At 62.1% G+C, this 23,663-nt stretch carries 27 protein-coding genes; 11 read left to right on the top strand and 16 right to left on the bottom strand.

Features of this window, described 5'->3' with window-relative positions:
* Positions 1-4: 4 nt before the first annotated feature.
* Positions 5-466 (bottom strand): hypothetical protein, encoded by a 462-nt coding sequence (locus H7C86_RS18010; protein WP_256063942.1) that lies wholly within the window; start codon positions 464-466, stop codon positions 5-7.
* A 149-nt stretch (positions 467-615) separates the two neighbouring features.
* Here H7C86_RS18010 and H7C86_RS18005 point away from each other — a divergent pair, with 149 nt between their 5' ends.
* Positions 616-1,062 carry a cupredoxin domain-containing protein gene (locus tag H7C86_RS18005; RefSeq protein WP_047890232.1) on the top strand — a complete coding sequence of 149 codons (447 nt, stop codon included), beginning with the start codon at positions 616-618 and terminating at the stop codon, positions 1,060-1,062.
* An 82-nt stretch (positions 1,063-1,144) separates the two neighbouring features.
* Positions 1,145-2,935 carry a CocE/NonD family hydrolase gene (locus tag H7C86_RS18000; protein ID WP_182261955.1) on the top strand — a complete coding sequence of 597 codons (1,791 nt, stop codon included), beginning with the start codon at positions 1,145-1,147 and terminating at the stop codon, positions 2,933-2,935.
* An 18-nt stretch (positions 2,936-2,953) separates the two neighbouring features.
* Here the strand turns inward: H7C86_RS18000 and paaI are convergent, their stop codons facing one another.
* The 4 genes from paaI to H7C86_RS17980 form a co-directional block, all read right to left on the bottom strand.
* On the bottom strand, positions 2,954-3,322 hold the full coding sequence (gene paaI / locus H7C86_RS17995; protein ID WP_044480147.1) for a hydroxyphenylacetyl-CoA thioesterase PaaI: 369 nt from the start codon (positions 3,320-3,322) through the stop codon (positions 2,954-2,956).
* Between the two features lie 66 nt (positions 3,323-3,388).
* Positions 3,389-3,700, bottom strand: a complete 312-nt coding sequence (locus H7C86_RS17990) for an EthD family reductase (RefSeq protein ID WP_182261954.1) — start codon at positions 3,698-3,700, stop codon at positions 3,389-3,391.
* Between the two features lie 6 nt (positions 3,701-3,706).
* Positions 3,707-5,749 (bottom strand): phenylacetic acid degradation bifunctional protein PaaZ, encoded by a 2,043-nt coding sequence (gene paaZ, locus H7C86_RS17985; RefSeq protein ID WP_141488236.1) that lies wholly within the window; start codon positions 5,747-5,749, stop codon positions 3,707-3,709.
* A gap of 88 nt (positions 5,750-5,837) precedes the next feature.
* Complete coding sequence (locus H7C86_RS17980; RefSeq protein ID WP_019745762.1) at positions 5,838-6,449, bottom strand: TetR/AcrR family transcriptional regulator; 612 nt, start codon at positions 6,447-6,449, stop codon at positions 5,838-5,840.
* A 107-nt stretch (positions 6,450-6,556) separates the two neighbouring features.
* Here H7C86_RS17980 and H7C86_RS17975 point away from each other — a divergent pair, with 107 nt between their 5' ends.
* The 9 genes from H7C86_RS17975 to paaK all read left to right on the top strand — a co-directional run bounded on the left by H7C86_RS17975 (position 6,557) and on the right by paaK (position 14,209).
* Positions 6,557-7,285: an enoyl-CoA hydratase/isomerase family protein gene (locus tag H7C86_RS17975; RefSeq protein WP_031330720.1), complete on the top strand. Its 729-nt coding sequence runs from the start codon at positions 6,557-6,559 to the stop codon at positions 7,283-7,285.
* Positions 7,282-8,139, top strand: a complete 858-nt coding sequence (locus H7C86_RS17970; protein WP_182261953.1) for a 3-hydroxyacyl-CoA dehydrogenase family protein — start codon at positions 7,282-7,284, stop codon at positions 8,137-8,139. Before H7C86_RS17975 ends, H7C86_RS17970 begins: the two co-directional genes overlap by 4 nt.
* A 27-nt stretch (positions 8,140-8,166) precedes the next feature.
* On the top strand, positions 8,167-8,952 hold the full coding sequence (locus H7C86_RS17965; RefSeq protein ID WP_097386718.1) for an enoyl-CoA hydratase/isomerase family protein: 786 nt from the start codon (positions 8,167-8,169) through the stop codon (positions 8,950-8,952).
* A 92-nt stretch (positions 8,953-9,044) separates the two neighbouring features.
* Complete coding sequence (gene paaA / locus H7C86_RS17960; RefSeq protein ID WP_007730621.1) at positions 9,045-10,013, top strand: 1,2-phenylacetyl-CoA epoxidase subunit PaaA; 969 nt, start codon at positions 9,045-9,047, stop codon at positions 10,011-10,013.
* A complete protein-coding gene (gene paaB / locus H7C86_RS17955; protein WP_020909477.1) occupies positions 10,010-10,327 on the top strand; it encodes a 1,2-phenylacetyl-CoA epoxidase subunit PaaB in 318 nt (105 codons plus the stop codon). Before paaA ends, paaB begins: the two co-directional genes overlap by 4 nt.
* A 28-nt stretch (positions 10,328-10,355) precedes the next feature.
* On the top strand, positions 10,356-11,273 hold the full coding sequence (gene paaC / locus H7C86_RS17950) for a 1,2-phenylacetyl-CoA epoxidase subunit PaaC (RefSeq protein WP_007730623.1): 918 nt from the start codon (positions 10,356-10,358) through the stop codon (positions 11,271-11,273).
* A gap of 50 nt (positions 11,274-11,323) precedes the next feature.
* On the top strand, positions 11,324-11,782 hold the full coding sequence (gene paaD / locus H7C86_RS17945) for a 1,2-phenylacetyl-CoA epoxidase subunit PaaD (protein WP_044480149.1): 459 nt from the start codon (positions 11,324-11,326) through the stop codon (positions 11,780-11,782).
* Between the two features lie 4 nt (positions 11,783-11,786).
* Positions 11,787-12,866 carry a 1,2-phenylacetyl-CoA epoxidase subunit PaaE gene (gene paaE / locus H7C86_RS17940; RefSeq protein WP_182261952.1) on the top strand — a complete coding sequence of 360 codons (1,080 nt, stop codon included), beginning with the start codon at positions 11,787-11,789 and terminating at the stop codon, positions 12,864-12,866.
* 41 nt (positions 12,867-12,907) lie between these two features.
* Positions 12,908-14,209, top strand: a complete 1,302-nt coding sequence (gene paaK, locus H7C86_RS17935; protein ID WP_019745754.1) for a phenylacetate--CoA ligase PaaK — start codon at positions 12,908-12,910, stop codon at positions 14,207-14,209.
* A gap of 2 nt (positions 14,210-14,211) precedes the next feature.
* On the opposite strand, the gene H7C86_RS17930 is transcribed toward paaK, so the two are convergent.
* From H7C86_RS17930 to H7C86_RS17880, 11 genes are all read right to left on the bottom strand, one after another.
* Positions 14,212-14,835 (bottom strand): LysE family translocator, encoded by a 624-nt coding sequence (locus H7C86_RS17930; protein WP_019745753.1) that lies wholly within the window; start codon positions 14,833-14,835, stop codon positions 14,212-14,214.
* Between the two features lie 92 nt (positions 14,836-14,927).
* Positions 14,928-16,121 carry a globin domain-containing protein gene (locus H7C86_RS17925; protein WP_182261951.1) on the bottom strand — a complete coding sequence of 398 codons (1,194 nt, stop codon included), beginning with the start codon at positions 16,119-16,121 and terminating at the stop codon, positions 14,928-14,930.
* Positions 16,122-16,153: 32 nt separating this feature from the next.
* A complete protein-coding gene (locus tag H7C86_RS17920; protein WP_060939846.1) occupies positions 16,154-16,603 on the bottom strand; it encodes an Rrf2 family transcriptional regulator in 450 nt (149 codons plus the stop codon).
* 119 nt (positions 16,604-16,722) lie between these two features.
* Entirely contained in the window at positions 16,723-17,850 is a 1,128-nt protein-coding gene (gene galK / locus H7C86_RS17915; protein ID WP_182261950.1) for a galactokinase, read from the bottom strand.
* Entirely contained in the window at positions 17,850-18,950 is a 1,101-nt protein-coding gene (gene galT / locus H7C86_RS17910) for a galactose-1-phosphate uridylyltransferase (protein WP_182261949.1), read from the bottom strand. Before galT ends, galK begins: the two co-directional genes overlap by 1 nt.
* Positions 18,947-19,573 carry an SMI1/KNR4 family protein gene (locus H7C86_RS17905; protein ID WP_020909470.1) on the bottom strand — a complete coding sequence of 209 codons (627 nt, stop codon included), beginning with the start codon at positions 19,571-19,573 and terminating at the stop codon, positions 18,947-18,949. The genes galT and H7C86_RS17905 overlap by 4 nt, the downstream gene beginning before the upstream one ends.
* Positions 19,574-19,594: 21 nt before the next feature.
* Complete coding sequence (locus H7C86_RS17900; protein ID WP_019745748.1) at positions 19,595-20,179, bottom strand: TetR/AcrR family transcriptional regulator; 585 nt, start codon at positions 20,177-20,179, stop codon at positions 19,595-19,597.
* Positions 20,176-21,225, bottom strand: coding sequence for a saccharopine dehydrogenase family protein (locus tag H7C86_RS17895; protein ID WP_182261948.1), 1,050 nt, complete (start codon positions 21,223-21,225; stop codon positions 20,176-20,178). The genes H7C86_RS17900 and H7C86_RS17895 overlap by 4 nt, the downstream gene beginning before the upstream one ends.
* Positions 21,226-21,279: 54 nt before the next feature.
* Positions 21,280-21,633: a VOC family protein gene (locus H7C86_RS17890; RefSeq protein WP_020971115.1), complete on the bottom strand. Its 354-nt coding sequence runs from the start codon at positions 21,631-21,633 to the stop codon at positions 21,280-21,282.
* 106 nt (positions 21,634-21,739) lie between these two features.
* On the bottom strand, positions 21,740-22,474 hold the full coding sequence (gene lepB / locus H7C86_RS17885; RefSeq protein WP_182261947.1) for a signal peptidase I: 735 nt from the start codon (positions 22,472-22,474) through the stop codon (positions 21,740-21,742).
* Between the two features lie 85 nt (positions 22,475-22,559).
* Positions 22,560-23,132, bottom strand: a complete 573-nt coding sequence (locus H7C86_RS17880) for a transglycosylase family protein (protein ID WP_092764842.1) — start codon at positions 23,130-23,132, stop codon at positions 22,560-22,562.
* Between the last annotated feature and the right edge of the window lie 531 nt (positions 23,133-23,663).

Genomic DNA, 23,663 nt, shown 5'->3' with positions numbered 1-23,663 from the left:
CGACCTACGGCGTCACTGTCGAGGGAGCGATCTTTGCAGGGATGCCGGTGTTCTCGTCCACGTGGTAGCTCGCACAGACACGGTGGTAGCCGTCGGCGATTTGCGCCGGTACTCCGGCGCGGAAGTCTCCCTGCACCAGCAGGATCGGAGACAGCGCGATCCCCTTGCGGATCTTCAACAGGTCGGCAGCAACGTGCGGGTTGTCGACCGGGAGCAGGGGTAGCCCGGCGGCCCGCAGGATGTCCTTGGCCTTCTTCGAGACCAGCGTCGCCGTCTTGAGGGCGTACACGAGAGCTTGGACCTGAACCGGTGTCGCGCCCAACTGGAGGTAATCGCGGGCCGCCGGGTAGTCGTGCTCGTCCGGCAGGTCCTTCCAGAGAACGGCAGGAGCCTTCTCGGCTACCTTCGGCTCTGCTGTCTTGGGAGCCTTCGGCTGGGCTGCCTTCGACGTTTTGCTCTTGGCCATCTGTGCTGTTTCCTTCAGTGTCGGTCCGCGAGTGGAGCTGGTGCAGAAATCGTGCACTATCAGCGCAGCAGGCACCACATCGGAGCTGTTTGGCCCCCTAGGCGGCGGGTAATCAGCAGACTGCGGGGGAACGAGCAGGAGGCGAAGCAATGAAGCGGATTCTCGCAGTGCTCGCAGCGCTGATCCTGGCGGTGTTCGCACTGACCGCGTGCAGTGACAACAACGATTCGTCGGACAACGATTCGGCCGATCACGACGGCATGGCGATGACCAGCATGGCGATGACCAGCATGCCGACCAGTATGTCGATGCCGAGCATGCCTCTGGGTATGTCGACGCCGGGAGCGTCGTCGATGGGAATCGTGATCAGCGGTTTCGGATATTCGACGCCGGAGTCGGTGATGCCCGGACAGGTACTGACCATTCAGAACAACGACACCGTCGAGCACTCGGTCACGTCCGATACCGCAGGGTTGTTCAACGAGGACATCGAAGCGGGTGAGACCGAAACCATCACGGTGCCGAACGAGCCTGGAACGTACACATTCCACTGCACCTACCATCCGAGTATGCGCGGCACCTTGACGGTCAAGTAGAGGTCGGCCCCGTCCGGCGTAGCTTTTGCTGCGGAAACTTCGGCGGCGCGCACCCGATCAGGCTGGTGGAGAACAGATCCGGGTGTACGGTTTTCAGGTGCGCCGGAGAATAGCGATCAGTGTCGTCACGCTCGTGGTTTGTGCCCTCGGCTTTTCGCCGCCGGCGCTCGCGGATTCACCGAACGGCTCGTATTCGTCACAGCTGCTGTACTTCTCGGTCGATGTCGGGCCTGAACTCTCGACTCCGTGCACCGTCGTCGGTGAACTTTTTGTTCCCGACGGCGTCGATGCGGACAACCCAGCGCCCGCGATCCTGACCACCAACGGGTTCGGTGGTTCGTACAAGGACCAGATTCCCGCGCTGCAGAACTTCGCCGAGAACGGGTATGTCGGACTGACCTATTCGGGATTGGGTTTCGGTGGCTCGAGTTGCAAGATCACACTCGATTCTCCCGCGTACGACGGCGTCGCCGCCTCCCAGTTGGTCAGCTTCCTCGGCGGCCAAGAAGGGATTGCCTTCACGGATCAGGCTCTGACGCAGCCCTATCCGGCGCTCACCGCGGTGGTACAGGACTCCGTCGATCACCTCGGTGCACCGTCGACGAACGACCCGCGGGTCGGAATGACGGGTGGCTCCTACGGCGGCGGGATTCAATTCGCCGCCGCGAGTGTCGATCCCCGTATCGACACGATCATCCCCATGATCACCTGGAACGATCTCTCGTATTCCTTGGCGCCCAACAGCAAGGGAATCATCTCCGGTGTGTCGACAGCGGAGCCGGGAGCAGCGAAGGTGCTCTTTGCATCGCTGCTCTTCGGCGCGGGCATCGCGAATCCCGGAGTGGACGGCTACATCGCAGATCCCGCACGGCTACCCGGCTGCCCGAACTACGTCCCTTACATGTGCAACGCGATCGCCGAGGCGGTGGTGACCGGCGACATCGGACCGCAGGTAGTGAGTGAGCTCCGAGCGTCGTCGGTCTCGTCGTTCGTCGACCGGATCAACATTCCAGTACTGCTTGCTCAGGGACAACAGGACACCCTGTTCGATCTGAACGAGGCAACCGCGACTTACGACGCGCTGAAGGATCGTGGCGTCGATGCCAAGATGATCTGGCATTCGTGGGGGCACAGCCACTTGGCCGCTGCGCCCGGCGAATTCAGCTTTTCCGCTCCCGACGAAGACGCGCAATACGAAACCGGTCGCTTCATGGACTGGTTCGATCACTACCTCAAGGACGAGAACACGGAGACGGGACCGGAATTCGCGTATTTCCGTAACTGGATCGACTACGAGGGAAACGCGGCGCCGGCATACGCGACGTCCGACACCGTCGATGTCGGGACCGCCCGCGCCTTCCATCTGTCCGCTGACGGGGGACTGCTGCCGGACGGCACGCCGGTGATACCTGGTCCGAAGACGATCGTCACGGCACCGGGTGGGCTGCCGACGGGCATAGAGCCGCTCAATATCAATCCGGCCGGAAACATTCCGAATGCACAGATTCCGGGAACCGAGGCGCTCTGGACCACTGCGCCGATGACCGAGGCGATGGACGTGGTGGGAGCCCCCACTGTGACGCTGCGTGTTGCGGCGCCCGGACAGCCGGTGGTGTTCGCGAAACTCTACGACGTGGCCCCGGACGGAACTTCCTCGCTGATCAACGGACTGATTGCGCCCATACGCATCAGTGATCCGTCCCAGCCGGTCCCGGTGACGATGCCGGCGATAGTGCATCGATTCGAGCCAGGGCATTCCGTGCGTCTCGCGATCACCGGTGGCGACATCAGTTTCCGTGGGGGACTGCAAGGTATGCCGGTGACGATCTTTGCCGACGGTTCCGGCCCCCTCGAACTTCCCGTCGTGAGCTGAAACACCGTGGGCTGAATTTCAGCGAGAAATGGTTCGACTGTCGCCGCGGAACTCGGCCACGACGGTGTCGCCGTTGCGAACGGTCACGTCGTAGATCCCACTTCGACCGCCTCGTGCCTTCTCGGTGGCGATCGCGGTCAAGGTGTCGCCCAGACGGGTCGGACGTAGAAATCGGATGTCCGCGCGCGCTGCAACGGCTGAATCCTCGTAGCCGTTGCAGGCGAGCGCAAACGCGGTGTCCGCGAGCAGGAAAACATAACCGCCGTGTGTGATTCCGTGACCGTTCACCATGGTTTCGCCCACGGTGACGGTCACGGTTGCGCTACCGGGCGCCAGCTCGGAAATCTCGATACCGAGTGCCTGCGACGCCTGGTCCGCGTCGAACATCTCTCTGGCGGTGATGCTTCCTGTACTCACGAGACAACTCCTGTGGGATCGGAGAATTGCAGGGGTCTAGAGGACCGAGACAACTTCCTGGACGTACATGTCGACTGTGCCGGTGGCAAAGTTTGCGACATCTTTTCCAGCGGCGCCCATCTCCGGGGACTTCAGGCCGCTCTGCATCGTCTCGAGATCGGGAAACACCAGGTTGGCGACGGCGTAGAAGACTGGATCGGAGCCGTCAAGCGTCGAGCACTTGCTGAACGTGAAGTCCGAGAGCCCTGGCACTGCGCTGGCGAGCGGGACGTGGATCTCGTTGTAGTACTTGTCGAAAGCCTCCGGATCGGTGGGGCGTCCGTAACATACTGCTACTCGATAGGCCATGTGCTTTCAATTCCCTTCGGGGCGAGTCTTGGCTACCAGAGTCAGGACGTCGTATGTCGCGACCGGATCGTTGTCCTGGTTCGTCACCACGGCATCCCAACGAACCTCACCGTAGTCGGCGCTGCTGCGAGGTGTGATGGTCTTGGCTGTGAGGGTGACCGTCAGGCTGTCTTCGGCTTTCACCGGGGTCAGGAACCTGAGGCTGTCCACGCCGAAGTTCGCGAGAACCGGGCCGGGAGCCGGGTCGACGAACAGACCGGCAGCGAGTGAGACAACCAGATAGCCGTGTGCGACGATGCCGCCGAACAGCGGGTTCGCCGCTGCGGCCACCGGATCGGTGTGTGCGTAGAAGGTGTCACCGGTGAACTCTGCAAAATGATCGATGTCTGCGAGTGTGACCTGGCGCGGACCGCCGACAACGGTGTCGCCGATCTTCAACTCGGCGAGACTCTTTCGGAATGGATGTTCGGATCCGGTCGTGCGCGCTGACCCGGTGAACCAGCGCTCGCCGACCGCGGTGAGCACGTCGGGTGTGCCCTGCACGGCCGTCCGCTGCATGTGGTGTAGAACTCCGCGGATGCCACCCAGCTCCTCACCGCCGCCGGCACGGCCCGGACCGCCGTGTACGAGGACTGGAAGGGGAGAGCCGTGGCCGGTGGATTCCTTGGCATCGTCGCGGTTCAGGACGAGCACTCTGCCGTGAAAAGCTGCGAGGCCCAGCACCAGTCGACGTGCGATGTCGGTGTCGGCAGTGACCACCGAGGCGACGAGGCTTCCCTCGCCACGGGCCGCGAGTTCGATCGCATGATCGATGCCGTCGTATCCGATGACGGTGCTGACGGGTCCGAAGGCCTCCAGCTCGTGTACCTCGTGCGCATTCTCTTCCGCCCGGAGAAGGACAGGGGAAAGGAAGGCCCCTGACTGGCCGTCGGCACCGACCACGTCGACGTTGTCCGGGTCTCCGAATACGATAGTTGCCGACTTCGTCAGACCGCGAATGGATTTCAAGACTTCATCGCGCTGCTCGATGCTGGCGAGCGCACCCATCGTGACGCCGTCGGCATCGGGGTGTCCCACGACCACTTTGTTCAGTCGCTCGGATGCGGCATCGACAACGGCGTCGACCAGCGAGACCGGCACCAGGGCGCGCCGGATCGCCGTGCACTTCTGACCCGCCTTGACTGTCATTTCGGTGGCGAGTTGTTTGACGTACAAATCGAATTCGGGCGTTCCTGGTACGGCGTCCTCGCCAAGGATCGACGCGTTGAGTGAATCGGCCTCGGCATTGAAATGGACGCCCTTGCCGACGACGTTCGGGTGAGCACGCAGCGTTGCGGCGGTGTCGGCGGATCCGGTGAATGCCACTGAGTCCTGCCCGCCGAGGTGATCGAGGAGGCCCCGTGCACTACCGGAGAGCAGTTGGACGGAACCCTCCGGGAGCAAGCCTGATTCGATGATGCGCCGGAAGACGAGTTCGGTGAGATATGCCGTGGAACTGGCAGGTTTGACGATGGACGGCACACCCGCGATGAATGCCGGTGCCAGCTTCTCCAGGAAACCCCACACCGGGAAATTGAAGGCGTTGATCTGTACGGCGACGCCGCGGCGTGACGTATAGATGTGTTGCCCGAGGAAAGTTCCGCCCTTGCCCAGAGCTTCGACGTTTCCATCCAGAAAGACTGTGCTGTCGGGCAATTCGCGCCGAGCCTTGCTCGCGTAGCTCAGCAGGGTTCCGAATCCACCGTCGATGTCCACGCCGGAATCTCGCGTCGTCGCGCCGGTGGCAGTGGAGAGTGCGTAGAACTCGGCTTTTCCTGCCATCAACGTGAGGGCGAGAGCCTTGAGCGCGCCGGCACGTTCATGGAAGGTCATCGCAGACAGTGCAGGCCCGCCGACCTCGCGTGCGTACGTAACCATCTCGGCGAGGTCGACGCCGGTTGCGGAGATCCGGGCCACCTCTGATCCGTCCACTGCGCTCGGCAACGGGGTACCTGCGTCCGGTGCGGCGTACCAGCGACCGGCTACATAGCTTTCCAACAGTCTGCTCACGATAACTCCATCTCACCGTACGTTCGGTCGGTAATTACGATCGCCCGGTAACGCCGCGTTGTCAAGGATTCGGCAGAACTGCCTGGAATCAGGCCTTGCGAAGTCCGTCGAAAGTGACGGCGACGACCGCGTCGGCAATGTCGGAGACGGACTCGCCCGCTCGGGGTTTGTACCACTCGATCAGTGAGTTGACGGTGCCGAACATCAGCTTGCTGGCGAGGGCCGGTTCGATGTCCGGGCGCAGGTCTCCCTCCGCTGCGGCGGACGAGACGAGGCCTCCGACAAAGTTGTCGAATTCGCGTCGACGGGCGAGTGCGGCCCGCTCGACCGTCGTGTTGCCGCGGACGCGCAGGAGCAGGGTGACGTACGGAAGCTCTGCGACCAGCACCTCTACGCTGCGCCGGACCAGGTATTCGAGCCGGTCGATGTACGGACCGGTGGTGGCGCCTTCTTCGGTCGTGACCGCAAACAGGGCGTTGAGTGCACGCGAAAGTGCGAGTTCGAGAAGTTCCGACTTGCCGGACACGTGGTGGTAGATCGAGGACTTCGTGATGCCGAGCTTCTTGGCGAGCACCTCCATGCTGGCGCCGTCGTAGCCCTTGTCGTTGAACACCTTTACAGCCACGGCTAAGAGCGAATCGAGGTCGTAGCCGGGACGTCCGGGGAGGCCGGTGCGTCGAGTGGGGCGTGCCGTAGTCATGCCCCCATCTTCTCAGTTCGGGCAAAGCTGTGCACCAACCTCGTTTTCACCCTTGCCAAACGACCGAATGTTCGGTTATTAATGTAAGAGAGCGAGAAGGAGCGAATGTGAACACCCTGCACGTGGACGAGCGCGAGGATCGCGTCGTGGTCACCCTCGACAGGCCCGCGCAACGCAACGCGATCAACGCGGAAATGATCGACGAACTGCATCAGGTTTGTGGACGCCTCGAACGGGATCCGAAGCTGCTCCTGCTTGCCGGGCGCGGAGACCACTTCGCGGGCGGCGCTGACATCGCGGAGCTCCGAGCGCGCGGACGAGAGGAAGCGTTTGCGGGTATCAACCGGACCCTGTTCGACCGTATCGGAAAGCTCCCGCTGCCCACCGTGGCCGCCGTGAGCGGCTATGCGCTCGGCGGCGGGGCAGAGTTGACCTACGCCTGTGACATTCGCGTCGCGACAACGACGGCGGTCTTCGGTAATCCCGAGCCCAATCTCGGCATAATGGCAGCCGCCGGCGCCAGCTATCGGCTGCCGAAGCTCGTCGGAGTCTCGATCGCGAAGCAAGTGCTCCTCGGTGCCAGGAACCTCGACGCCGAGCAGGCGCTACGAGCGGGCCTGGTTGTCGAGGTGACCGAACCGAACTGCCATGTCGACGCAGCGCATCGGCTGCTCGACCGTATTTCCCGACTGTCCCCGCTGGCACTGCGATTGACGAAGATCATCGTCGACGCGCCGGGATCGCATCCGTTTGCCGACGACATCGCCCAAGCCGTCCTGTTCGAGAGTTCGGACAAGCGTGATCGCATGACGGCCTTCCTGGAGAAGAAATCATGACTGAAGCAGTTGCACCGAAGACCGTCGGAGTCATCGGCGGTGGACGTATGGGTGCAGGTATCGCCCAGGTGTTCGCCGGTCTCGGCGGGGCGGTCACCATCGCGGAGAGCGGCGACGCCGAGGCAGCGTTACAGCGTGTTTCCACCGGCCTCGACCGCGCCCACGAGCGAGGGAAACTCGGCGACCAGGATCCCGCGACGGTCCTCGCGCGCGTGAGCGTCGTAGGCGCAGTGAGCTCCTTACCCCCGTCGCTCGACCTGATCGTCGAGGCGGTCCCGGAAATTGCGGCCCTCAAGGTCGAGGTGCTCGCCGCTGCGGAAACCGTTGCCGGAGAACGCACCGTGATCGCCAGCAACACCAGTTCCATGTCGATCGCCGAACTCGGCGCAGCGCTGACGGATCCGAGCCGGTTCATCGGTATGCACTTCTTCAATCCAGTCCCGGCGTCGCTGTTGGTCGAGATCGTCCGGGCGCCTCAGACCCGCCCCGAGGTTGTCGACTCGGTACGGGCATGGGTGTCGATGCTCGGCAAGGCCGAGGTGCTCGTCAACGACTCACCTGGTTTTGCAACCAGCCGGCTTGGCGTCGGTCTCGGGCTCGAAGCCATCCGCATGCTCGAAGAAGGTGTGGCGGACGCGGAATCGATCGACCGGGCCATGGAATTGGGGTATCGGCATCCGATGGGGCCGCTGCGTTCGACAGATCTGGTCGGGTTGGATGTGCGGCTGGCGATCGCCGAACACCTCGCGAGCACTCTCGGTGATCGATTTACACCTCCAGCATTGTTGCGAGAGAAGGTGGCTCGCGGCGAGTTGGGGCACAAGACGGGACAGGGTTTTCACACATGGAGCTGAACCGAACTGCCTGCGAAAGGAACATCGATGACTGACGTGATCCGCTTGGAGATCGAGCGAGGTTTGGCGACAATTACTCTCGACCGACCTGAGGCCGCCAATGCCGTTAACGGCGAAATGAAGTCTCAGCTGCTCGAAACATTGCTGCAGGTCCGCGCGGACGCAGAGGTTCGAGCGGTGTTGATTCTCGCCGAAGGCAAGAACTTCTGCGTCGGTCAGGATCTGGGCGAGCACGCCGCAGCATTGGATGCTGATCCGGCGCACGCGATGGATACCGTCGCCGCGCACTACAACCCCATCGTCACGGCGCTGTCGACGCTCTCTGTCCCGGTAGTGGTGGGTATCGGTGGGGCCTGCGTCGGGGCCGGGTTGGGGATCGCGTTGGCCGGAGACATCCGTGTCGTGGGGGCTCGCGCGAGCTTTGCGACGGCATTCACCGGCATCGGTCTGGCCAGTGACTCCGGGCTCAGTCATGCGCTCGTGCACGCGCTCGGACCTAGCCGTGCCAGTGGCCTGATGTTGCTCGGCGACAAGTTCGACGCGCAGAGCGCACTGGAGTGGGGCTTGGTTCATCGCGTGGTGGCCGACGAGGACGTCGCAGCTGAGGCTCGGGTACTTGCCCGTCGACTTGCCGACGGACCCACCGCGGCCTTCGCTCACGTGAAATCGCTGATCCGTGCCGTTGCTCCTGGGCTTTCCCAGGCGCTGGAGGCGGAGGCGAACGCGCAGGTGGAGCTGGGTTCCACGGCAGATCATCAAGGCGCGGTCACGGCTTTCCTGTCGAAGCAGAAGCCGGTTTTCGAGGGCCGCTGATTTCTGGTGGGTCGAAAGATTCTCTTGTGCGCTGGGACACCTCGGTGCATACTAGTTACCAACCGATCATTCGGTAATAAAAGGTAGGTACGATGACCAACGTGGAAGCTCCACAAGACCTGCAGAACCTGTTCGACGAGACGATCGCGGCAGACCAGCGCATCGAGCCTCGCGACTGGATGCCGGACGGCTACCGCAAGACTCTGATTCGTCAGGTTGCCCAGCATGCCCACTCCGAGATCATCGGAATGCAGCCCGAGGGAAACTGGCTCACCCGTGCGCCTTCGTTGCGACGCAAGGCGATCTTGATGGCGAAGGTCCAGGACGAGGCCGGGCACGGTCTGTATCTCTACTCCGCGGCCGAGACGCTCGGTGCCGATCGTGGCGATCTGACCACCAAACTGATCGAGGGAAAGCAGAAGTACTCCTCGATCTTCAACTATCCGACGCTGACCTACGCCGACGTGGGTGTGATCGGCTGGCTGGTCGACGGAGCCGCTATCTGCAATCAGGTTCCGCTGTGCCGCAGCTCCTTCGGGCCGTATGCGCGCGCGATGATCCGGGTATGCAAGGAGGAATCGTTCCATCAGCGGCAAGGCTTCGAGTTGTTGGCGACGATGATGCGCGGCACGGAAGCTCAACGTGCGATGGTGCAGGAAGCCGTCGACCGATGGTGGTGGCCCGCTCTGATGATGTTCGGACCGCCGGACGACGAATCGCCGAACACCGAGCAGTCGATGAAGTGGCGCATCAAGCGGCACACGAACGACGAACTGCGGCAGCGATTCGTGGACATGTCGATACCGCAGGCCGAGATACTCGGTGTGACCTTCCCTGATCCCGACCTGCGCTGGAACCCCGAGCGTGGCGCACACGATTTCGGCGAGCCGGACTGGAGCGAATTCATGGATGTGGTCCGCGGCAACGGAGCGGCGAGCGTCGAGCGGATCACCAATCGGAAAGCCGCACACGACAACGGGGCCTGGGTTCGCGACGCCGCCTACGCCTTTGCACAGCGCGAGAGACTCGCGCACGATCGCACGACTGGGGAAACATCATGAGCGAGAACGATCAGGTACAGGGCGATCAGGTGCGGGGCGAATGGCCTTTGTACGAGGTATTTCTGAGGGGAAAGCGCGGACTGAACCACGTGCATGTCGGATCCCTGCGCGCGGCAGACGACCAGATGGCGCTACGCCACGCGCGCGACGTCTACACCAGACGTAACGAAGGCGTGAGTATCTGGGTCGTGCCATCCGCGAAAATCGTGGCTTCGAGTCCGGCAGAAAAGGATCCGTTCTTCGCGCCGAGCGGCGACAAGGTCTACCGGCACCCGACCTTCTACGACATTCCGGACTCCGTTCCGCACATGTGAGAATCACTTCGACTTCGAGGACCAACAGATGAACGATCACGACAGTGCCTACGACGGCCTGGTCGACGGTGACGGCCACGGTCAGTGGGCGTTCGGAACAAGCTTCGACGACCCCCTCGCCGGAGTCGACACCACGGTGCCCGGCGATGTCGATCTCGGTGCGCTGGCGCGCTACTGCCTCATGCTTGGCGACGACGCGCTCGTCAGTTCGCAACGACTCGCCGAATGGTCTACGCGAGCACCGGAACTCGAAGAAGAGGTAGCTCTCGCCAACGTCGGCCTGGACTTGATCGGGCAGGCCAGGCTGCTGCTGGCTCGCGCGGCAGCAGCCGATTCCACTGTGGTTCCGTTCATCTCGGATACGTCGCCGGTGCCGGCCGAAGATGCGCTCGCCTTCTTTCGTGATCAGTTCGGGTTCCGCAACGTGAGACTGGTGGAACTCGCCAACGGCGACTTCGCGCACACGGTCGTTCGGCTACTCGTGTTCTCGACCTGGCGGCTGGCGCTGTTCGATCGGCTGCGCATGTCGCGCGATCCGGTTCTCGCAGCTGTGGCGAACAAAGGTGTCAAGGAACTGACCTATCACCGCGACTACGCGGCAAGATGGGTCGTCACCTTGGGCGCCGGCACGGCAGAATCCAAGCGTCGGACGGCCGACGCCCTGCTCGAGATCTTCCCGTTCGTGGACGAACTCTTTGTTCCCACCCAGGACGAACTCGTTTTGGCAGAAGTTGGCGTCGGAGTGGATCCGCGTACTGTTCGGCCGGAGTTCGACGCTGTTCTTGCCCAGGTCCTCCATGCGGCCGAAATGGAAGAGCCCCCTTCACGTTTCTCCGGTTTCGTCGGCGGCCGCGGTGGACGTGCCGGACTGCACACCGGGGCGCTGGGACTACTTCTTGCCGAAATGCAGAGCGTCGCTCGGGAGCACCCGGAAGGGGTGTGGTGACCGTGGCTGCCACCACCGTCTCTTCCGCGCAGGAGATCGTCGCCTCGGTGATGGATCCGGAGATGCCACTGCTTACTCTGGCCGACCTCGGCGTCATCCGATCGGTCGACGTCGAAGCGAACTTCGTCTGTGTGACAATCACTCCCACCTATTCTGGGTGTCCCGCAATGGCGACGATGCGAGACGACATCGAGCACAAGCTGAACGATGCGGGATACGGCAGCGTCCAGATCAAGACTCAACTGTCGCCGCCTTGGAGTTCGGATTGGATCAGCGAAGAGGGGCTCGCGAAACTTCGGACGGCTGGGTACTCGGTGCCGGGGGCAGCGCCGCGCCGCACCTCGGGGCCGATCGCATTGACCTTGACGGCCAAGCCCCGCGACATCCTCTGCCCCCAGTGCGGTTCGGCAAACACCAGACTGAGTTCGGAATTCGGTGCGACCCTGTGCAAAGCGCTGTATCGCTGCCTCGACTGCCTCGAGCCGTTCGATCACGTGAAGGAGATCTGAACAGATGAGTACCGCAACGACGAACCGGAACAAACCCTTTCACCCGTTGACGGTTGCCGGTGTCGAATCACTGTGCGACGACGCAGTTGCCGTCACCTTCGACGTGCCTGCCGATATCGCCGATCAATTCGATTTCGGCGCCGGGCAGTCACTGACACTGCGGCGGATGATCGACGGCGTCGAACACCGGCGTTCCTACTCGATCTGTGCACCGGTAGGGGCGTCTCCACGTGTGGGGGTTCGCGAAGTAGCAGACGGACTCTTCTCCACCTGGTTGGTGCGCGACGTCAAGGCCGGGGATCAAATCGACGTCCAGGGCCCCTCGGGCAATTTTGTCGCCGATCCGGCATTGGGTGGACGGCACGTTCTGATCGCGGCGGGCTCTGGCATCACGCCTATGCTTTCCATCGCTGCAACACTTTTGGCGAACCCCGAGGCCGACGTCACCCTGCTGTACGGGAACAGGCGTACTCGTTCGGTGATGTTCGCCGAAGAAATCGCCGACCTGAAGGACCGGTACGGTGCACGCCTGGACGTCATTCACGTTCTCTCTCGCGAGCCGCGGGAGGTCGAGTTGTTCTCGGGCCGTCTCGACGCCGACCGGTTGCGTGAGATCTTCACCTCTCTCGTGCCGTGCGACCAAGTCGACGGCTTCTGGTTGTGTGGCCCCTTCGGGATGGTCAACGACGCCCAGGAAGTGCTGGTCGGCTTGGGAATTGCCAAGGATCGCATCCATCACGAGCTGTTCTACGTCGACGACGTCGCTCCGCCGGTCGCAGTGCATCGTGAGCGCGGAATTGCCGGACCGAGCAGCGAGGTGACTATTACTCTCGACGGTCGATCGACCACCGCGACGTTGCCACGCGACCAGTCGATTCTCGATGCGGCTGAACAGTACCGCTCGGATCTGCCCTTTGCCTGCAAGGGCGGAGTGTGCGGAACCTGCCGCGCCAAGGTCACCTGCGGTGATGTCGAGATGCGCAGGAACTACGCACTCGAAGACTACGAAGTCGACGCGGGTTTCGTGCTGACCTGCCAGACCTTTCCTGTCGGTGAACAGATAACAGTCGATTTCGACGCCTGACCGCCCGCACAGCGCCCTCACTGAGCCCACCGGAGACAATCATGACCGAACTCGCCACTGCTACTTCGCAAGAAATCGAATTTGCCAGCCGGGACCGCATTTCGACGCTCCAACTCGAGCGGATGCAATGGTCACTGATGCACGCATACACCAATGTTCCGCACTACCGCAAAGCTTTCGACGACGCCGGCGTCCACCCGAGCGACTTGAAGGATCTGAGCGATCTCGCGAAGTTCCCCTTCACCACCAAAGCGGATCTGCGTGAGAACTATCCGTTCAAGATGTTTGCGGTGCCCCAGGACAAGGTCTCGCGAATTCACGCGTCTTCGGGGACCACCGGCCGCCCGACGGTGGTGGGGTACACGAGCAACGACCTGAACAACTGGGCCGATCTCATCGCGCGCAGTCTCTCGGCCGGCGGCGTGCGGTCTTCGGACAAGGTGCACGTGGCTTACGGGTACGGTCTGTTCACCGGCGGGTTGGGAGCACACTACGGTGCGGAGCGTTTGGGCTGCACGGTCATTCCCATGTCCGGTGGCATGACCGAGCGGCAGATCCAACTGATCGAGGACTTCGAACCCGACGCGATCATGGTGACGCCGTCGTACATGTTGACCATCGTGGATGCGATGATCAAGAAGGGTATTGATCCTTCGAAAACCTCGCTGCGGGTTGGAGTTTTCGGAGCGGAGCCGTGGACCGAACAGATGCGTACCGAGCTCGAACAACAACTCGACATGCACGCCGTCGACATCTACGGACTCTCCGAGATCATGGGCCCGGGCGTGGCAATGGAATGTGTGGAAACCAAAGACGGGCTCCATATCTGGGAAGACCACTTCTACCCGGAGATCATCGACCCGGTCACGGGTGAGGTGCTGCCGGACGGAGAGGAAGGTGAGCTCGTTTTCACCTCGCTCACCAAGGAAGCGCTGCCTATCATTCGCTACCGAACCAGGGACCTGACCCGTCTGTTGCCCGGGACGGCGCGCTCGATGCGACGGATGCAGAAGGTCACCGGCCGGACCGACGACATGATCATCCTGCGTGGGGTCAATCTGTTCCCCACACAGATCGAAGAACTGATCCTGACGGTCCCCGCCCTCGCGCCTCAATTCCAGTGTGTGCTGGAGCGTCCGGGTCGTATGGACACCCTGACAGTTCGCGTCGAGGCTCGCCCAGACGCGGCAATTTCGGACCATGCGGCAGCGTCGTCTGCATTGCAGAAGCTGGTGAAGAACAAGATCGGTGTCACGGTCGAGGTAAACGTTCTCGAACCCGGCGGACTCGAACGCTCGATCGGTAAAGCGCGTCGGCTGATCGACCAACGCCCGAAGGACTGAAATTACTCCAGGGCCATGCGGGTGGCGAAGATTCCGAGAATGCCACCAGCTAGCCACTTCTGAGCCCGCATCCACACCGGGCGTGCCACGAGGAAGGTCGACACGGCCGCCGCACAGCACACGATCAACGCGTTGACGGTGACTGCGACCAGGATCTGCACGCCGCCGAGTACGAGTGCCTGTTGCCAGACCGGGCCCGCAGTGGGATCGACGAACTGGGGGATCAGGGCCGCGTACATCAGCGCAATCTTGGGATTGAGCAGATTGGTGGTCAACCCCATCCCGAACAGACGGCCGCTACCGTGGCGGTCGACTTCGCCCACCTCGAAGGCGGACTTCCCACCTGGTCGGAGCGTAGACCAGGCGAGATAGGCCAGATACAGGGCGCCGCCGATTTTCACCGCGGTGAACACCGTGGGTACGGCGAAGAGAACCGCTGTCAGTCCAGCGCACGTGGCGGCGAGGTAGACCAGGAAACCGGTTGCGACTCCGCCGAGCGAGATCAAGCCTGCCCGGCGGCCCTGGCTGATGCTGCGTGACACCAGGTAGATCATGTTGGGGCCCGGTGTCAGAACCATCGCCAGGGCTATCAGCGCGACTCCCGTCATCGACGCTGACGTGATCATGTCGGTCTCCCACTACTCGGTACGTATGTTTCGTCGAGTACACAAGGGATTACCGTGGCGCGCCAAGGTCCAGTTCGCAGGCAGTGGTCCGCTCAGGTGTTGGCCCAGCTGTCGGGCCCGAAGACCTCGTAGTGGATATTCTTTGCCGGAACATCCCTTTCGAGCAACGATGCGCGCATCGCCAACATGAACGGCATCGGCCCGCAGAGGAAGGCTTGGGTATCGGGCTCCACTGCAATGTCTTGCAAATCCGCCCGTCCTTCGTGAACCGATCCGAACGCCACGTGCGTGCCGAGATCCTCGTACCAACGATGCAAAGTTGCGGCGGGAATCTTGTCGACGAGTGTGCTGAGTTCTGCTCGGTGCGCATGATCGGCGATGGATCGATCCGCATGAATGACAGAGACCGAACGCTCGGCGCCGGTGTCCACGAGATGATTGAGCATCCCGATCATCGGTGTGCAACCGATTCCGGCCGATGCGAGTAGGAGAGGTGAGTTGTCATCCGGCATGGTGAGATCACCGAAAGGCGTGGTGACGGAGAGTTCCTGCCCTTCGAATACGTTGTTGTAGAGGAAGTTCGACACTTCGCCATCAGGAGTGCCGGAGATTCGCTTGACGCTGATCCGCCAGTCTGCGCTGCTCGGTATCGAACACAGGCTGTATTGGCGGATCTGGCGAGCGCCGTCGGGCAGCGTAACCCCGACCGAAAGATACTGTCCGGGTGCGAAGGTGGGGAGTGCACTGCCGTCTAGCGAAGTGAGCGTCAGGGAGACGGTATCGGCGGACTGAAGAACTCGTTCGCTGATCCTGACCGTGCGCCAGACGTCACCGGCGTCGACGCCGGCGAGTTGGTAGAGGCCACGCTCCATCGTGATGAGGGTTTCCGCCATCAGCCAGTAGACTTCGTCCCAGGCTGCTGCGACGTCGGGAGTGACTGCATCGCCTAGTATTTCGACGATCGCGGCAAAGAGGTGTTCGTGCACGATTGCGTACTGGTCGGGCGTGATTCCCAGCGACGCGTGCTTGTGCGCGATGCGTGAGAGTATGAGATCGACCTTGGCGCTGTCCGGCTCGAGCTGAAGCGTCGCGAATGCCGCGATGGCGCCGGCGAGAGCCTTCTGCTGTTCGCCCTGTTTCTGATTGCCGCGATTGAACAAATCACGTTCGAGTTCAGGATGTGCGTCGAACATCCTGCGGTAGAACAGGGTTGTGATATCGCCGATGGCGGCGCCGACCACGGGAAGGGTGGCGCGAATGACCTCGGTTGACTGTGGGGAAAGCATGAGCTGCTCCGTTCGGTCGAAATTGACGTTGATCAGCTTGCTTCGTCGCTCCGAGTGGTGAGGCGAAGCAGAACAGTTTTGGACGGCTGCCGGATGACGTCTTCGATCGTGACCGCGTCGAGCGAGACGAAAAACGCTTCCTGCGCTTCTCGCAAAGCGCTCCGAAGGAGGCAGCCGCCGCGCAGTGGGCACGGTTTGTCGCCTTCGCAGTCGACGACTTCACCCGACCCTTCGAGGCGTCTGGCCAGCCAGCCGATGGTGGCGGTGCGGCCGAGTTCGGTGATGGAAAGCCCACCGCCGCGACCACGCCTGGTTGTGACGATGCCCAACTCGCCGAGCCGCGTAACCACCTTGGTGGCATGGGAGTACGACACGTTGAGCTGCTGCGCAATTACCCGGGTACTGGGGGAGGCATCGGCGTCGAGTACGGCCAACCGCATGACGACGCGCAATCCCAGATCGGTGAACTGCGTCAGTTGCATGACCTGAACCTACATAATTCGCATCTGAGATGACTATTTATGTGAGGGGGATCTCGAGGTGCCCCAACCAGGGCGAACGGTACGTTCGGCGCCTCCAGTGCGCTGAACGTGCCGTTCGCTCAGAGGCGGGCGGCCGAACCCCCGGCAACGACGCCGAGAAAGTGGGGTGCTCGCCAACCCCGCGCCGCAAAGTCGCGGCTCACCGAAGCGATGACCTCCGCATGACTTCCTTCCGGAACCAACGCGATGGCCGAACCTCCGAATCCGCCGCCGGTCATCCGCGCACCGATCGCGCCGCCGCGTCGTGCTGCGGCAACGGCGACGTCGAGTTCTTCACACGAGACCTCGAAGTCGTCGCGCAACGACGCGTGAGAATTGTCGAACAGCTCGCCGACGTCGCTGAATCTGTTGCTGCGCAGAAGCTCTGCGGTCTTCCGTGTCCGTTCGATCTCGGTCACGACGTGCCGTGCCCGCGCCCGGAGGATCGGGTCTCGCACTGTCTCGGCTTGGTCTGCAGAAGCCTCTCGCAAGCTGCCGACGCCGAGAGCTGCTGCTGCATCGACGCATTGAGAGCGTCGCAACCCGTACTGTCCGTCTGCGAGCGAGTGTTTGACCCGAGTGTCGATGACGATCAGTTCGTACCCCGCACCGTGGAGTTCGAAAGGGATGGGTTCGGTGGATCCGTCCAGGCAGTCCAACAGGAGCGCGGTCGAGGGTCGGGCAAAGAGGGCAATGGTTTGATCCATCCCGCCGGTCGGTGCGCCGACGCCGTTCTCCGCCTGGATGCATATCTGTACCAGCTCTTCGCGGGTGAATGGTGAATCGTGAAGTTCATTGACGGCCAACGCAACCGAACAGGTGAGGGCGGCGGAACTCGACAGCCCGGCCCCGACCGGTACCGACGAGTCGACTGCCAGATCGATTCCTCCGAGCGGGAGGCCTCGGCGCGCAAGAGACCACAGAACGGCTGTGGGGTAGGCGGCCCATCCTGCTGCGATGTCGCCGATGGGCCCGGTGTATGTCTCGTCGGATTGCCGACTGTGCACGCGGACGACCCCGTCGCTGCGCAGTGCGACGGCAACCAGCGTTCGCTGCTCGAGAGCGACCGGTAGGCACAATCCACCGTTGTAGTCCGTGTGTTCACCGATCAGGTTGACTCGACCGGGTGCCGCCCAGGCTCCGGTTGCCGGATAGCCATAGGAGTCGCGAAACTGTTGGAGCATAGATGGTTTCGAGACGGTATCCACTATTTCAACTCCCGTAGGCGGGCCGCGACTGCCTCGGGAATGGTGTCGTTCACCCAGGCGCCCATGGCGGACTCGGACCCGGCGAGGTATTTGAGCTTGCCTGGTGCGCGCAAGATCGAGAACAGCTGAAGATGCAGTCGACCCAGAGGTCGGTCGATGCGGACGGGAGCTTGGTGCCAGGCCGCGATGTACGGTACCCGATCGACGCCCGGATAGAAGCGATCGATACGGCGCAGGAGATCTTGGTAAACGACCGCAAGCTCTTCGCGCTCTTGGTCGTTCAACGAGGGAAGGTCCGGGACGTCTCGGTGCGGTGCCAGGTGAATCTCGATGGGCCATCGTGCGGCGGTCGGGACGTAGGCGCTCCAGTGATCGCCGTCGTAGATCAACCGGGTCCCGTCCTCGCGCTCGAACGCCAGAACATCGGCGAGCAGTGAGCGACCGGTGCGCTCGAAGTGTTTGTCCGCCTGCGTCAACATCGATCGGGTGCGTGACGTGACATACGGGTATGCGTAGATCTGTCCGTGTGGATGGGTGAGTGTCACCCCGATCTCTTCGCCGCGGTTCTCGAAGCAGAACACCTGTTCCACAACCGGATCCGCCGACAACTCCTCGGTCCGAGAGATCCATGCACCCACAATCGTACGCATGCGTTCGAGTGGAAGCTCGGCGACGGACGCCGTGTGATCGCTTGAGAAACACATCACTTCGCAGTGGCCGACAGCTGGGCGATCACCCACACCGTCTCCGGGACCGTCAATGGCTTCCTCGGGTGCCGCGGCAAAGCTCGGAAACCGATTCTCGAACACCGCGACGTCGTAGTCTCCGTCGGGTATCTCTGTGGGCGTGCGGGTTTCGTTGGTCGGGCACAATGGACATTCGGCGGCGGAGGGGAGATGTGTCCGTGTCATGCGATGCGAAGCCATGGTGATCCACTCCCCGGTGAGAACGTCGAACCTCATCCGAGACGAGTGGTCGAGAGCCGGCAATTCGCGGGAATCTCGCGCAGAGTGGGCGCGGGTACGGCCGGCATCGTCGAAGTAGAAGATCTGGCGCCCGTCGGCGAGGGTACGACGGGTCGGATCCTGCTTGAGTGTCATGCGTCGACTTCCCATTCCAGAACACCCTTGCTGACAACGGGTTTCCACACTCCGATCGTGGATCCTGTTTCCAGTGCTGCGGCATGGGCGCCCAACATGACCGAGATGGACGCCCAGATCGGACCGCCGTTGTCAGTGGCGTCCGACGCATACTCGGTCACACAATGATGGAGTGCGCCGTTGCGTGTGTCCACGAAGTAGTGGTACTCGTCCAGTCCGGCAAAGGGAACGAACGAGGGGATGAACATGGTTGCGGCAGTGCCTGCGTCGCGTTGATCGTGTCGATCCATCTCGTCCTCGGCGTAGAGGTCCGGATTCTCGTAGATCGTCTCGTCCCACGTTTCGAGCAGAGTGAGACGAACTTCGGTTGCGACGTCGATGGGGTAGAAGAACTTGTCGGGAAGCACGCTGCCGAGAAAGAGCCCGGTCCGGTCGTCGTGGGTCAGGCTGCCGTTGTGCACCCGATACAGTTCGCGAAGTTCCTGGGGCCACGTGACGCCGGTCGACGCTTCGAATTCCTCGATAACGGCGTCACCGAGCCCTGGCTGAAACGCTGCAGCCGTCACCGGTGCGTGTGTACGGCACCACGCTTCGATTCGGCTCCATTCGTTTGCAACGCTCATGGGCTTTACGATACGTCCGAGTCAGGACCCGTGAATCAGGTACTGCAGTGTGTCCACGAGCTTTCGGTCCGAAGCCTCGGACTTTCGGCCGGTGATTCCCGATCGGAGAATTGCGGAACCCTCGAGCAGGCTCACGATGGTCTGCGCTGCCGCGCCCAGGTCCGCCGCATCCAGATCCGGTTGTGCACACGCAACAGCGCGCTCTACGTGTGCGATGTACTGCGCGTAGAAGTCTCGAACCACGACCGCCACTTCTTGGTCCGCCGCCGCAATGGCCCATACTTCGACGTACAGACGCACCGTGGCCTGGTCGTCCTGTTCTCCGAGCAGGACGCCGATGAAGTGTTCGGATTCCTCACGGGAAAGACTCTGATCAGTATCCGTGACGACGGCAAGGCGATCCAGTGAGCGGGTCAATGCCCGTGACATGACTGCGCGGATGAGATCTGCACGGGTGGGGTAGTAGTGCTGCAGGTGCCCCACCCGCACTCCGGCTGCGGCTGCGAAATCGCGCATCGCCGAGTTGGCATTGCCCTGTGTGGCGAGGACCTGTTCTGCTGCGTCGAGAAGTGCTTCCGCGCGGGCGGCGCCCTTGGAGGGGGTCATGCCCGCAATACTGCCACCCCGAAGCTCTCCAACTCGGAGACGGTGCGGCGCGGGTTCGGAAGCGACTCGGGGAAAGCGACTCCAGGCTGGGCATCGTCGGCCAAGGCTTGTCTGACGGCAAGTGCGCCGCCCACCGCGGTGAGGTGAGCTTGGCCCTGCGGGTCGACGATTGTTGCGCTTGTCGTGCCGCTCGGGCCGGTGACGTCGATGCGTACTTGCGCGCTCCCGCCCTTGCCAGGCGAGTACAGGAGTCCGCGTCGTAGCGGTGTGAAGCGGTCGCCGCGACCCCAACGGAACAGACCCACCTTCTTGGCGGCGAGCAGCGCAGTTGTGGATGCCTGCGAACTGAAACCTATTCGAGTGCTGGCAGTTTCGGCGCCCAGGGTCATGGGGAACGTGAATTGTTCCGGAGTGTCGATTCTTCCGACCTTGGTGCGCGATCCGGGGAAGTCGACCCAGCGTGTATCCGTCAACGGGCTGACGGTGATCGGGTTTCCTTGCTGCATCACCTCGAAATCCTGGCCGAGGCGATCAATGAAGTCGACGGAGTCGAGCCCGGCAATGTCGTTGACGTCGTAGCGAATCGAGACGTCGATCGTGCTCGCGCCACCCAGTTCCTCGGCCAGCGCTGCGGCGACGATATTGGTTACTCCGCCCATCCATCCAGACGACAGGTACACCGGTGCGCTCGGCGACTTCTGACCCGCCAGAGTGGCGGCGCGAGCGACGCGGGATGTCCAGCGGGTGATGTCCACGTAGGGAATTCCGGCCTCGACGGCGGCGGACAGAACACGATCGTGGGGATCGTTGACCGTCGACACGACCGCGCGTACGGACGCGTCGAAGGGCGTCGGGTCGAGGAGGTCCCAGCGGCGGACGGAAGCGCCGTGACGGCTGGCCAGTTCGTTGCCGCGCTCGGGGGTGCGTCCGGTGAGGAGTAGTGGGAAGTCGGGGGCGAGCAAGGCGGTCAGGGCGCTGCCTACGGTTCCGTATCCGCCTGCCACGAGGATCGGGCCGTCGGCTGAATACTGCAATGAATCGGTCATGCGCTCAACTCTAGGTCAAATGACCTAAAACGTCGAATGGAGTCTTTCCAGTGCTCAGTCCCGGTGTCGCACGATGTTGACGACGTTGCCGTCGGGTGCCCGGACGAGGAATCGGCGAACACCCCACTCTTCGGTCGTAATGGGGTGCACGATTTCGTAGCCGAGCCTTCGGGCCTCTTCGTAGGCGCCGTCGACGTCGTCCGTGTGGACGGAGATGACCGAGTCCTCGGCTGCAGTGGCGTCGTGCGTGACGAGTTGTACGTTCGCGCCGGTGTCGGGAGAGGTGTAGCGAGCGACCCACCCCATGTTGAACTCTTCGGTGCTCAGGCCGAGATAGTCGGAGTAGAAACTCTTGGCGGCTCCGACATCGGCGACTTTGAGATTGGCGGTGATGCGTCGTGCACGCATGTGGTTCTCCTACCCTCGGCAACAGATGTGCTCGATGATCGTCCGAAAGCGGAGTCATGTCGACTGTGCCGTCCGAAGATGCGGGCTACCTGGCTGATTCGATCTGTCACTGCGGATCGAACGAGCTCACAGTTCCCCACCGGGAGAAGGGAAGGACGATCAATTGAACCTTGCCGATGACATTGTCGATCGGCACCGTTCCACTGCGTTCGTCATCGAGATGGAAACGTGAATCCTTCGAATGGGCGCGGTTGTCGCCCATCACCCACAGGTTCCCGTCCGGAACGGTAATCGGACCGAAATATATTCCCTGACAGGGGATACCGTTACCTGAGATGCGATTGTCGACGTACGGCTCGGTCAGCGGCTTGTCGTTCACTCGAAGCCCCTCTTCCTCGGACAGGCACTGCACGGTTTGCCCACCGACCGCGCTTACCCGCTTCACGAGATCGTTCTCGTCCGGCGGGACCAAACCGACGATGGATCCGAGACCTTGAAGTGCCCGGACCACCGAGTTGTCCGATCGAATGGATTGATACTCGTCGTTCCAGGATTCGGGTCCCTTGAACACGACCACATCCCCAGGTTGCGGATCCCCGAATCTATAGCTGATCCGGTCGACAAAAATCTTGTCTCCCGTGCAGCCGGTGCATCCGTGAAGCGTCGGTTCCATGGACTCCGACGGGATCAGAAATATGCGTCCGACGAAGTTCTGGATGACAACACTCAGGACAAGTGCGACGACAACGAGGATGAGAATGTCACGCCACGGTGGACGTTTTCTCGGGTGATCAGCCGTCGTCGATTCAGTCGAGTCTTCGTGGGCGTCGGATTCCGTCACATTCCCGACAATAGATGGCGCAACCAGTCGGCGGCCCGATACCGACGTTCTCGATTCGAGGGTCTACTTTGTCGGCCGATTTGCTTCAGAATTGGATCACATCACCCACACGGATCTGGTCGGGATCGGCAATCCACGCATTCATGACCCAAACATCCTGCCAACGAATACCTTTCGCAGCGGCAAGGTTGAACAACGTATCGCCCTCGGAGACTGTTGCCGTGTTTCCCACTGTGCCAGGCTCGGCCGCGGCCGACGCTACCGGCGAGGGAGTCGGGGAGGTCGAATCATGGGTAGTGCCGCCCCAACCTAGGTAAGCACCGCATACCGGCCACGCGCCGATGCCCTGAGCTGACAGGGTTGCTTCCGCGGCCGCGACTTGATCGGCTGTCGACGCCAAGTCGGCGCGAGTCGGTGCACCTGCCGGTTTGTATGCATCCCACGTCGACTGCGTGAATTGAAGTCCGCCGTAGAAGCCGTTGCCGGTGTTGATGTTCCAGTCGCCGGAACTCTCGCACATGGCCACCTGCGACCAGTCGTGCGCACTGGCTACGCCGGTGTTGACGATTGCACCGCCGATTGTCAGAACGCCTGCTCCTGCGGCTATCGTGACGAATCGTTTGGTGTGTGAACGTTTGTTTTTCCGGTGGTTTCCCATGATATTTTCCTTGATCGGTCTGAGGGAATGCGATCTCGGCTAGGCGTGCGGCTCGAGTGTTCTGCTGCATATCGCGGTAGACGAAATCGTCAGTGCTGAAATGTGATTGAGGTGGACAGACTGCGAAGGCCTCGTCTCCAGATTGCAGTTCGGAGGCGTGACTAGATTCGCGGTCCCACACGCTTGCCGACAACGGCTCAATTACCCGGTTACATACCTGTTTTGCGGACCGATACAAAACGTCGGTGTACTCGGTGCTGAGCGGAAACAGGTAGTTGAACAGGCCATTCGACCCATGTGCAGACGAGCGCCGATTGGCATGCTGAAACAACACCGAAACAGAGTCTCTCCGAGATTCAAGCTTGCGGCACGCCGGCGCCTCCTGTTGATCGATTGGCGCACCCTTATGAGGGAGATGTGTCGCGCCCCGGGCCGCTGTCTGCGCCCCGGGATGAGCCCTCCTGCGGAATCCAGAGAATCGGATACCGCAGGAGGGCATTCTCTCGACCTTCGATTGACCGCACGAAAACC

Origin of the sequence: Rhodococcus sp. UFZ-B548 (assembly GCF_903819475.1) — a bacterium.
GTDB lineage: Bacteria > Actinomycetota > Actinomycetes > Mycobacteriales > Mycobacteriaceae > Rhodococcus_F > Rhodococcus_F erythropolis.
This window is presented reverse-complemented; position numbering and strand designations above follow the sequence as displayed.